Annotated in this window: 11 protein-coding genes; 3 read left to right on the forward strand and 8 right to left on the reverse strand. The window is 69.8% G+C overall.

Going from position 1 to position 10,965, the window contains the following annotated elements:
• Positions 1-105: 105 nt before the first annotated feature.
• From G6027_RS03540 to G6027_RS03550, 3 genes are all read right to left on the reverse strand, one after another.
• Positions 106-1,179 (reverse strand): phosphotransferase family protein, encoded by a 1,074-nt coding sequence (locus G6027_RS03540; protein WP_182635461.1) that lies wholly within the window; start codon positions 1,177-1,179, stop codon positions 106-108.
• Positions 1,180-1,228: 49 nt separating this feature from the next.
• Entirely contained in the window at positions 1,229-2,572 is a 1,344-nt protein-coding gene (locus G6027_RS03545; RefSeq protein WP_187702559.1) for an MFS transporter, read from the reverse strand.
• Positions 2,573-2,652: 80 nt separating this feature from the next.
• A complete protein-coding gene (locus G6027_RS03550; RefSeq protein WP_182635463.1) occupies positions 2,653-4,317 on the reverse strand; it encodes an AMP-binding protein in 1,665 nt (554 codons plus the stop codon).
• Positions 4,318-4,438: 121 nt separating this feature from the next.
• Between G6027_RS03550 and G6027_RS03555 the strand changes: the two genes are divergently transcribed.
• On the forward strand, positions 4,439-5,050 hold the full coding sequence (locus G6027_RS03555; protein ID WP_182635465.1) for a TetR/AcrR family transcriptional regulator: 612 nt from the start codon (positions 4,439-4,441) through the stop codon (positions 5,048-5,050).
• A gap of 4 nt (positions 5,051-5,054) precedes the next feature.
• Here the strand turns inward: G6027_RS03555 and G6027_RS03560 are convergent, their stop codons facing one another.
• On the reverse strand, positions 5,055-5,819 hold the full coding sequence (locus G6027_RS03560) for a LysR substrate-binding domain-containing protein (protein ID WP_182635467.1): 765 nt from the start codon (positions 5,817-5,819) through the stop codon (positions 5,055-5,057).
• Between the two features lie 122 nt (positions 5,820-5,941).
• Here G6027_RS03560 and G6027_RS03565 point away from each other — a divergent pair, with 122 nt between their 5' ends.
• Positions 5,942-6,409 (forward strand): MaoC family dehydratase, encoded by a 468-nt coding sequence (locus tag G6027_RS03565; protein WP_182635469.1) that lies wholly within the window; start codon positions 5,942-5,944, stop codon positions 6,407-6,409.
• Positions 6,410-6,513: 104 nt separating this feature from the next.
• On the forward strand, positions 6,514-7,278 hold the full coding sequence (locus tag G6027_RS03570; RefSeq protein ID WP_182635471.1) for an SDR family oxidoreductase: 765 nt from the start codon (positions 6,514-6,516) through the stop codon (positions 7,276-7,278).
• Positions 7,279-7,342: 64 nt separating this feature from the next.
• Here the strand turns inward: G6027_RS03570 and G6027_RS03575 are convergent, their stop codons facing one another.
• The 4 genes from G6027_RS03575 to G6027_RS03590 all read right to left on the reverse strand — a co-directional run.
• The gene (locus tag G6027_RS03575) at positions 7,343-8,374 is read right to left on the reverse strand and encodes an MBL fold metallo-hydrolase (RefSeq protein WP_346995617.1); all 1,032 of its coding nucleotides are present in this window, start codon (positions 8,372-8,374) and stop codon (positions 7,343-7,345) included.
• A complete protein-coding gene (locus G6027_RS03580) occupies positions 8,371-8,697 on the reverse strand; it encodes an EthD domain-containing protein (RefSeq protein ID WP_182635473.1) in 327 nt (108 codons plus the stop codon). The genes G6027_RS03575 and G6027_RS03580 overlap by 4 nt, the downstream gene beginning before the upstream one ends.
• A gap of 150 nt (positions 8,698-8,847) precedes the next feature.
• Complete coding sequence (locus G6027_RS03585) at positions 8,848-9,459, reverse strand: TetR/AcrR family transcriptional regulator (protein WP_182635474.1); 612 nt, start codon at positions 9,457-9,459, stop codon at positions 8,848-8,850.
• Between the two features lie 111 nt (positions 9,460-9,570).
• Positions 9,571-10,965, reverse strand: a 1,395-nt coding sequence (locus G6027_RS03590) for a class I adenylate-forming enzyme family protein (RefSeq protein WP_182635476.1), incomplete at its 5' end; no start/stop codon positions are given.

Raw genomic sequence — 10,965 nt, forward strand, 5'->3', positions numbered from 1 at the left:
CAGTCCGGGGGCCCGTGCGGGGGTCGACCGGCCCGTGCGCGCGGGTGGCGGTGGCGCCGGAAGCCGGAACGTCGGAAGCGCGAACGTCGGGGGCGGTTTCAGCCATCAGTGGGTGCCTTTCCGGGAGTCGAGGATCGAGTGGCCGTGGTCCACCAATTGGCGGATCTGCGGGCCGATGTCGCCGAAGTCCTGCCCGGCCATGTCACCGGCCGCCGAGCGGGTGGCCACGCCCTGGGCGATCGCGGCGAACTTGAAGGTGGCGAACGCCAGGTACCAGGGCATGTGGGCGGGATCGGTGTCGGTCGCCGCACAGTAGCGGTCGAGCAGCCGCTGCGGGCCGGGCCATCCGGGTTCGGTGGTCAGGCTGGGGATGAGCGGCACCGCCGGCCCGTCCGGGTCGCCCCAGTACAGAACCGTCTGCGCCAGGTCGGCGACCGGGTCACCGAGGGTCGACAGCTCCCAGTCGAGGATCGCCTTGATGCGGCCCGGGTCGTCGGGGTCCACGACATAGTTGTCCATGCGGTAGTCGCCGTGGATGATCCGCGACGACGGCGAGGTGGGCATGCTCTCCCCGAGACGCGCCGCCAGGTCGGGCAGGCGTTCGGCGCGGACTGACTCCGTGGCCTTCTCCGACTGGCCCAACCACCGGCGCAGCTGCCGCTCGAGGTAACCCTCGGGACGACCCAGGTCTCCCAGGCCCACGGAGTCCTGATCCACGGCGTGGAGAGCGACCATCGCGTCGATCTGGGCGTCGGCCATTGCCGCCTTGTCGTCGTCGGACTCCGCGAAGCCCGGCGGCAACGCGTCACGGATGACGTGGCCGACCACCTTCTCCATCACGTAGTACGGAACGCCCAGGTCCTCCCCGGTGGTCTCGTTGAGCACCACCTTCGCGACCGGGACGTCCGTGTCCGCCAGACCCAGCTGGATGCGGGCCTCGCGCCCCATGTCGTGCGCGCTCGGCAGGAGGTCGCCGGTGGGCGGACGACGCAGGATGAGCTCCCCGGCGTCCGAGCGGAGCGTGAACGTGAGGTTGGACTTGCCACCCGCTATCAGCTCGGCGGAGAAGTCCGTCCATGCCTTCTCACCCGTGGCCTCGGCGATCTTGGGGCCCACGACCTCGGGGCGGAGCAGGGTGTCGAGGGGCTGGTCGGCGGACTCTGGAGATGGAGTGGTCATGAACTGGATCCTCGTGGGTCGTGGTTGTCGGGGGACCGGAACCGGGGGATCAGCGCTGGCCGACCGTGTGCAGGTCGTTGCCTCGGGTCTCCTTCATGATCGCCGTGGCGATGATGGTGCAGACGCAGAGCACGATGATGTAGGCGCTGATCATCCAGTACACGTCCCACTCGATGAACTGCGCGTTGAGGTACGGTGCGCTGCCGCCGAAGACCGCGACGGACAGGGAGTAGGCGAATCCGATGCCGGCGGTGCGCATCTTGGTGGGGAACGCCTCGGACATGAACGACGAGAGGATGGAGCCGGCGGCGGCGACCAGAGTCATGGCGATCAGCGAGGTGAGGAACAGGGTCCACGGTCGGTCGTCGATCATCCCCATCAGGAACGGGGTGGTGACGATGGTGCCGACCGCGAAGATGAAGATCACTGGACGACGGCCGATCTTGTCCGAGAGCAGGCCCCACAGCGGAAGGGTGCACAGGGCGATCAGCTGGCTGCCGAAGATCATCCAGAAGGCGGCGCCCGCATCCATGTCGCGCTGCGTGATCGCGAACGTGGAGGCGTACGAGCTCCAGGTGTAATGGGCGACGGTGACGCCGGAGACCATGGTCACGACCAGCGCGATCGCACGGGCCAGACGGCCCTTGGAGAAGGTGACGACCGGGGAGGTCGGGTCGGCGGCGGCGGCCTCGGCGGCCTTGTCGAAGACGTCGGACTCCTCCATGCCGGCCCGCAGGTACAGCACGAACAGGGCGAAGACGGCGCCGAGCAGGAACGGGATGCGCCAGCCCCACTCGCCGACGGCGGACTCGGACAGCACTGCGGTGATGGTGCCGCCGACGCCGTAGGCGATCACGGTGCCACCCATGATGGCGACGAAGACCAGGCTGCCCCACATGCCTCGACGGTGCGGAGGTGCGATCTCCGCGACGTAACTGTACGCGGTCGCGGACTCACCACCGTGCGCGAAACCCTGGACGATCCGGCACAGCAGGAGCAGCACGGACGCGAAGACACCCAGGGTCTCGTAGCTCGGCAGCAGGCCGATCAGCAGGCTCGCGCCCGCCATCATGAGCATGGTGGTGATGAGGACCCACTTGCGGCCCTTGACGTCGGCGATCCGGCCGAAGACGATCCCGCCGAGCGGTCGGACGAGGAAGCCCACCGCGAAGACCGCGAAGGTCGCCAGGAGGGCCGACACCGGGTTCTCGTTGTTGAACATCGCCGCCGCGATGAACGGGGCGAACACCGCGTAGGCGGTCCACTCGTACCACTCGAACAGCTGCCCGGTGGTACTGGCCGCGAGCGACCTCTTGGCGTTCTTGTTGCCCGATGCGGACTGGGACGGGGTGACCTCTGAGGGGAGGTCGGGATGGATCGTGGCCTCGGCCATGTCATTTCCCTTCGGGTGGGTTCAGGGGAATCAGGGGTCGTGAGGGTCAGTGGGTCGTGAGGGTCAGTGGATTGTGAGGATCAGGAGGGGGTGTGTTCGTCGCGGAGCTCCCGGCGGCGGATCTTGCCCGTCTGCGTCTTGGGGAGTTCACCGACCACATGGACCTCGCTCGGCCGCTTGTACGCGGCGAGTCTCGAGGCGGCAAAGGCGACCAGCTCGTCCTCGGTGGCGGTGCGGCCCGCCTTGAGGGAGACGAACGCGACCACCTTCTCGCCGCGGTACTCGTCCGGCAGGCCCACGACGGCGGCCTCGAAGACGGCGTCGTGCTCGTACAGGACGTCCTCGACCTCGCGCGGCCAGACCTTGTAGCCGGAGGCGTTGATCTGGTCCTTGAGCCGGTCGACGAGGTAGACCCAGCCAGCGGAGTCCATGACGGCGACGTCGCCGGTGTGCAGTCGGCCGCCGGGCATCGCCCCGGCGGTGGCCGCCTCGTTGCGCCAGTAGCCGGACACGATCTGGGGCCCGCTGAGGACCAGCTCACCCTGCTGCCCGGCGGGGACCGGTCGGTCGTCGACCCCCACCACGGTCGCGTCGATCCCCGGGAGCGGGACACCGATGGACAGGGTGCCGCTGGACTCGTCGACGGGCGCGCGGAGTCCGGGCGGGACGGCGACGACCCCGGAGGTCGTCTCGGTCATGCCGTACCCGTTGTGGATGTAGTGCCCGAAGCGCTCGGCGAACCGTTCGACCGTCGACGGCGGGATCGGCGCTCCCCCGCTGTAGAGGGTCTTGACGGACGCGAAGTGGTCCGGTCCGGCCTCGTCCAGGCGCATGAGCGCGTTGAACGCGGTGATGGACCCGATCGTGTAGGTGACCTCGTGCTCACGGAACGCGTCCAGCACCACCTCGGGTCGGAAGCGCCCGGCAAAGACGAGGGTGGTGTCCCCCAGTAGTCCCAGCGTCGCGTTGATGACCGCACCGGTGATGTGGAACAGCGGCGCGATCGCCAGCACCACATCGCCCGGCACGACGCCCACGAAGTCGGCAAAGCTCCGGGCCACGGCCACCACGTTCGCGTGCGAGTTCATCGCACCCTTGGGCGGTCCGGTGGTGCCGGAGGTGTAGGTCAGCAGCGCCAGGTCGTCAGGCGCTACCGCGACGGGAGCCGGGATTCGTCCGGCGAAGTCGGAGATGAGCCGCAGCAGCTCCCCGTCCTCCGACGGCGCTCCGGGGTCCGAACCGTCGAACACCCGGGGGTCGTTCCTGGTCTGCAGGTCCTGCTCGCTGGTGCTCAGGATCCATCCGGCGTCGGTGCCCTCCACGCTTTCGCGGATCGCGGCGACGTCCCGGTCGGTCGCGATGATCCCCACCGCACCGGAGTCCTCGACGGGGAGCCGGAGCTCGCGACCGAAGTACATCGGGTTGAGGACCACGGCCGCGGCGCCGATCTTCCACAGGGCGAGCAGGGCGATCGCGTACTGCGGGATGTTCTGCAGGTGGATGCCGACGCGGTCGCCGACCACCACGCCGCGCTCCTGCAACGCGGCACCGAGGGCATCCGACATCCGGTCGACCTCGCGAGCCGTCAGGGTGGAGTCGAAGTAGGCGATGGCGGTCCGTTCCGGACTGGTGTCGACCCGGCTGCGCCAGGCGTCGACCAGAGTCGTCCTCCTGCCCACGAGGCTCTCGTCGAGACCCGGGCGGTACAGCTCCCGCCAGGGGCGCGGACTCGGTTCGCTCATCATCACCCTCCGTTCGGCCGTCCCGACCGATCGATCGCTCGGTCCGATGTAGTGTTGCCCACACCACATCACGTGTCAAGTGATCGACAGCTAGGGTTTTTCGATGACCGAGGAGAGTCCACCCATGAGCGACTGGCGAGAATTCGGGCCCGACACCCTGTCGCCACCGTTGCGTGCCGCCCTGGTCATCTTTGCGCGGCACGGGTATCACGGGGCCTCGATCAGGATGATCGCCGAGGAGGCGGGGCTGTCGGTTCCCGGCCTCTACCACCACTACCGCTCCAAGCAGGTGATCCTCGCGGCCGTGGTGGACACCGCGATGGCGGAGATGCTCGAGCACACCGGGGCCGCGGTCGAGGACGCCGGAAGCCACCCGGTCGCCCGCTTCGAGAACCTCGTCGAGTGCCTGGCGCGCTTCCACATGGCCAGGCGGGACCAGGCGTTCGTGGCCTCCACGGAGATGCGGAGCATGGAGCCGGACGTCCGCGCCCACCACATCGCCCAGCGGGACCTGCAGCAGTCGATGATCGAGGAGACCATCCGGGCCGGCGTCGACTCGGGGGATTTCACCTGCGAGCACCCCGAGGACGCGGCCCGCGCGATCTCGTCGCTGTGCGTATCGATCTCGTCCTGGTACCGCCCCGACGGCCCCTTGACGAGGGACGACGTGGTGGCACGGCACCTGGACTTCGCCCGCGGCATGGTGGGCGCGGGCAGGAACGGGCGTGGTCGCTGACCCGTCACCGCCCGCGCTTCGAGCGGCCTTTCCCCCTCGGCGACTGCTGCCGGCCGCGTGGCTGTTCACCCCGTCCCTGTTCGTCCCGTGGCCGCTCACCCCGCGCCCGCGCCCTCGCGGCCGACTTCTGCCGGGCGTTGAGCTTCTCCCTGGGCGCGTCCCCGGCATTGCGCGAGGTGGCGGCGGTGCGACCTCGGACGATGCCCACGAACTCGTCGATCACCTCGTCGCCCTCGCGGCCTGACGACCAGGCGACGCCCATGCGGGTGGCGGGCACCCCCTCCAGCGGTCGCTCGATCACGTCCCGGCGACTCAGCGAGCGTGCGTAGGGCTGAGGTAGGACCAGTAGCCCGACCCCGGCAGCGACCAGGTCCACTGCGGCAGAGACCTCGTCCGGGGTCGCGGTGGTCGCGTCGATGGGGTCGAGCCACGGCTCCCCCTCCAGGTCGGCCGGGGACAGGGACCCGTACGCACCGATCTCATGGTGCCGGGCCGCGAGCACCGCCATGGTCTCGGTGTACAGCGGAATGCGAAATAGTCCGGCCGGGGCGGAGCGGGGGGCGTGGTCGGCCTCACGGAGGAAGACGACGTCGAAACCGCCCTCCCCCGGCGCCGACGCCAGCTCCGCCCGGGGGTCGCCCACACGCCGCGCCGAGATCGGCACGAGCGGATTGCGCTCGCGCCACCGGGTGATCCACTTGTCAGGTTGCACGCCCGGGACGTAGCCGATGGCCAGGCTCCGCCGGTCCGGACCGTTATCCTCGTTCACCCCTCAACGGTAGCCGCTGCCCGACTGAACCGGATTCGGGAAACGCGGGGCGTGTCGGGCCCGGGGCCGCTACCGTGCGTGTCGCCGGATCTCTCCGGCACCACCCCACCGAGGAGGACCCCATGACCCACGTATTCCACGGCGTCGACGAATTCCGCGCGGCCGCCGGTCTCGAACTCCGGGCCGGCGACTGGTTCGCCGTCACCCAGGACCGCATCGACGCCTTCGCCGACGTCACCGAGGACTGGCAGTGGATCCACGTGGACCCGCAGCGAGCGGCCTCGTCCGACATGGGATCGACCGTCGCCCACGGATACCTGACGCTGTCGCTCCTCCCCCGCCTCAGTTCCGGGTTGTTCACGTTCGAGCGAATCGGTCGCGCGATCAACTACGGACTCGACAAGGTGCGGTTCCCCTCGTACGTCCGCCCCGGGGACAGGATCCGGGCGGTGGGGCGGGTGGCGTGGACGCGCGAGGCGCGGGCCGGCGGCGTCCTGGCGTGCGTGCACTACTCGATCGAGGTCGAGGGCAGCGACACGCCCGCCTGCATCGCCGAGTCACTGATGGTGGCGTTCCCGCCGGGGGCCTGACCGGACGCCGAACCCGGCCGGACTGCCGGACTTTCACTGAAGTCAGTTCAGTTCATCTATCGTGGACGGGGACATCTCCCACCAGCACCAGAAGGGTCGAACACATGGAGCGTTTTCACGACCGGGTCGTCGTCGTCACGGGCGCGACCGGTGGCATCGGGACGGAGATCTGCGGCCGGCTCGCCGAGGAGGGAGCCATCGTCGTCGTCGCGGATCTCCCCGGCACCCCCCTCGCCGAGGTGGCCTCCTCCCTCCCGGCCGGCCCCCACCTCACCGCCCCTCACCTGACGGTCGAACTCGACGTGGCGTCGGAGGAGCAGTGGATCTCCGCGGTCTCCCGCGTGATGGAAGCCCACGGTCGACTGGACGCTCTGGTGAACAACGCGGGGATCGGCAGCCTCAAGACGGTGGAGGACGAGAGCCCCGAGCACTGGCAGCGCGTCATCGACGTCGACCAGACCGGCGTGTGGCTGGGCATGAAGCACGCGGGCGCGGCGATCGAACGCACCGGAGGCGGGGCCATCGTCAACGTCTGCTCGATCCTCGGAAGCGTCGGCGGGTTCGGCAACAGCTTCGCCTACCATGCCGCCAAGGGAGCGGTGCGGACCATGTCCAAGAACGCCGCGATGCACTGGGCCACCAGGGGCGTCAGGGTGAACTCCCTGCACCCCGGATTCATCGAGACCCCCCAGCTCCTCGAGCGCTACGCGGGCAGTGAACGCCACCGCGGAATGCTCTCGGGCACCCCGATGGGGCGCCTCGGCACGCCCGCGGAGATCGCCGGCTGCGTGGCCTTCCTGGCCAGCGACGACGCCGGGTTCATGACCGGCAGCGAGCTCTACGCGGACGGCGGCTGGACCGCACGGTGAGGACGCGGTCCGGGCCCGCGGGCGCCCACCAGCGAGCCCGGACCGCGGACTGCGGGGCCAAGCTTCAGGCGGTGACGAAGCGTTGCACGCCGGCGGGCGAGACCTCGTCGACGACGACGTCACCCCTCGCCACCAGGACGTCCAGGTGGGCCATGGTCTCGCAGGTCGCGATCATCTGGTTGAAGCCGTCGAGGGAGGCGAACGCGCGCTCGCGGCGGGTCCAGGGCAGCGCAGACGCCACCTGGAGCCCGGTCGCCCCCTGAGAGGCGAGGACCTGCGCACGCGTGGCGTCCAGTCTCGAGTCGTGATGGGACAGCAGCTCGCGGACCCGGCCGTGGACGCTCCCCCCGACCTGGCCGTGCGCCGGCAGCATGAGGGTGTCCGGACGGTCCAGCATCGCCTCCAGCGAGGCGAGGTAGTCGCCCAGGGGATCGTCCCACCCCCCGAGCTCGAAGCCGATGGACGGGGAGATCCTGGGCAGGACGTGGTCGCCGGTGAACGTCACACCGAGGGCCTCGTCGTCGAACACGAGGTGCCCCTTGGTGTGGCCGGCGGTCCGCCGCGCCTCCATCGGCCGCCCGGCCACCGAGACCGGGCCCTCCTCGGTCCATGTGTCGGGCAGCTCCCAGTCCTCGGCCAGCCAGGGCTCGGCCAGCGCCTCGACCCGTGACGCCTCGGCGATCTCCGGAGCGCCCGCCCGACGGAGTTGGTCGAGCGAGTCCGTCGGCACGCTGGTGCGCAGTTCGCGGAGCTCGATCAACCCGGGTCGCTCGCCACCGCCGAGGTGGATGCGGCTCCCGACGCGTCTGCGCAGCTCCGGCCCCATCGTGTAATGGTCGCGGTGGATGTGCGTCACATGAACGTCGGTCACCTCGTCGAGCCCGACGTCGACCGACCGCAGTCCGTCGACCAGGATCTCCAGGTTGCCCGGGACGTTCCACCCGGCGTCGATGAGAGAGACCCCGTCCGGGCCCTCGATCACGTAGACGTTGATCGCGCGCAGGCCGTCCTGCGGCATCGGGAGCGGGATCCGGTGGACGCCCTCGGCCACCGGATGGCACCCGAGGTCAGTCCAGTCCGTTCCCTCGGTGGTCACGAGTCGGAGACCATGACCTGTTCGTCGCCCATCACCATGATGGCGCGGCCGCCCATGGCGCCGACGTGCTCGGCGGCCTTCGCCCACTCGGGGCTCTCCAGCATCGCGTCGTAGGCCTCCTTCGAGTCGAAGCTCAGGACCGACACCCCGTCCCAGCCCAGCGAATGCTTGTTGCCACCGGTCTCCTTGACGGCCGTGTGGGACCAGCGACGCAGGCCCGGAAGCGGATAGGTCACCTCGGCGTGCTCGCCGCGCCACCAGGTGATGAACTGCTCGTGGGTCCACTCACTGGGCTTGGACGCCATGACGATGAGGTTGTACACGGTTCCTCCGTAGTTGAATTCACTTCAGTCTATGCCGACACGGTACCACCGTGGCCGGTTGATCCGTGCCCGGTTGCACCGTCCCGCAGCCGCGGCGACCGGCCGGACGGGACCCTGACCGCCCGGGATCCCGCCCGGCGAGGGGTCGCCTCAGTGCACGAGGCGTTCGCACGCCCCCATGACTGACTCAGATACCTCGGGCAGGGACCGGCTCCCGCCGGGCCGGTACCAGTTCCACACTGAGTTGAGCAGTCCGAGCACGAATCGCCCGAGCTCGACCGGGTCGCGGCGGGGGAACTCCCCGGAGTCCATCCCCCGCTCCAGGAGTCCAGTCCACTCCCGCTCGACCACCCGGACGAGTTCGCGTGCCCGGACCCGCTCCTCCTCCTCCCGCTCGGACGAGCGCGGCGTGGCGAGCATGTCGATGTGGTGCAGCAGGATCCGCGCCTGGAGTGCCTCGGTCTCACTGATGTCGTAGGCGCTGGCGATCGCCGCCCGCAGCGCGGTCTCGGCGTCGCCCACTCCCTCGACCGCCACCGTGAAGCGCTCGTGGTACCGGGTGAGTTCGGCGCTCATGATGGTGAGCAGACAGTGCGCCTTGGACTCGAAGTAGTGGTAGAGCGCGGTCTGACCGATTCCCACCTCGCCCGCGATCGTCGCCCACTTGGTGTGTTCGTAGCCGACGCTGCCGAAGTTGGCCACCGCCGCCTCGAGGATGACGTTCCTCTTGGACCGCGGGCCCTCAGTCTTGGTTGGCGCCATCGCCTGTACCCCCCGTGTTCGTGATCATCCGTCCAGGTTAAAGGAAAGTGAGTTCAGGTCACACCCGTATCCGTCGACACGGCGGTTCGCCGGCCCGACTCGCCGCGTGGCTCAGTCTCCGAAGATCTCCGCCGCGAGACTCGCCGCACCCTTGCGGTCCAGTTTGCCCACCCTGGACTGCGGTAGCACCGACACCGACCGCACGAACTCCGGCCACTTGAACTTCGGGAAGTCCGCCGCCTCCAGGTGACGGCGGATCTCGTCGAGACCGAGAGGCTCACCCTCCGAGACGACGAGCGCGGCGGTTCGTTCGCCGAGGACCGGGTCAGGGACGGGGACCACGCACACCTGGTGGATCCCCGGGATGGCGGCGAGTGCGCCCTCCACCTCGTTGATGTCGATGTTGCGCCCGCCGCGGATGATGAGGTCCTTCTCCCGACCACGGATGCTCACGCTTCCGTCGTCGTGGATCACGGCACGGTCACCGGTGGCCAGGAAGCCCTCGGCGTTGACTTCAGGCGCCACCGGGACGCCCTCGCGGGCGTATCCCACGAACAGCGACGGCCCGCGGACCTGCAGGGACCCCAGCTCTCCCGGCTCGAGCACGGTGCCGAACTCGTCGACCACCCTCACCTCGGTGCCGGGGAACGGGCGGCCGTCCCGTCCCAGGCGCACCTCCACGTCGTCCGAGGGCGACGGGGTGGTGTGTCCCAGGCACTCGGACATCCCGAACACCCGCAGCAGGGTCGTATCGAGCTTGACCTCGGCGTCGTGCAGGGCCTTCTGGTTCATCGGGCCGCCCCCGACGGTCATGGCCCGCATCGCCGTCAGCGCCCCCTCTGCCCCGTCGACCAGGGTGAGTTGCAGAGCCATGGTCGGCACCAGCATGGTCCAGGCCACGCGCTGATCGCGCAGGAGCGCTACCGCGGTCTCCGGCTTCCATCTCTCCAGCGCCACCATCGCACCGCCGAGCATGGTCGGTAGGTACATACCGAAGCAGATCGCCGCCGCAGAGGACAGCGGCACCAGTGCACCCACCGCGTCCCCGGGGTGGAGCCCCACGGCATCGATCGTCGCCCGACCGGCGTAGCGCAGGGCGTCCTCGGTCTGGATCACGCACTTCGGGCGGCCGGTCGACCCGGAGGTCATGGCGGCCACCGCGCCGCCGTTCCACCGCTCGACACCCTTCGATCGGCCGCCGGGCGGTCCCGCCACCACCCAGCCACCGAGAGCCCGTCCGGCCTCCACGAACCCGTGCTCGGCCAGCCCCCACAGCTCGGCTGTCTCGACGGCCGTGACCACGACGTCCGGCTGCAAGTCCTCGGCCGCGATGTCGAACTCCGAGCGCGTCGCATGGCCGCTCATCACCGCGAGCATCCCGCCCGTCAGACCCACCGCCACCGCGGCGGACACCGTCCGCCACGAGTTGTCCGCGCGGATGAGGACGGTCGGCGGGCCGTCCGCCGCGACCCCGATCACTTCGGCGAGCGCGCGCGCCTCGCGGAG

This window comes from Dietzia sp. SLG310A2-38A2, assembly GCF_014145095.1.
GTDB lineage: Bacteria > Actinomycetota > Actinomycetes > Mycobacteriales > Mycobacteriaceae > Dietzia.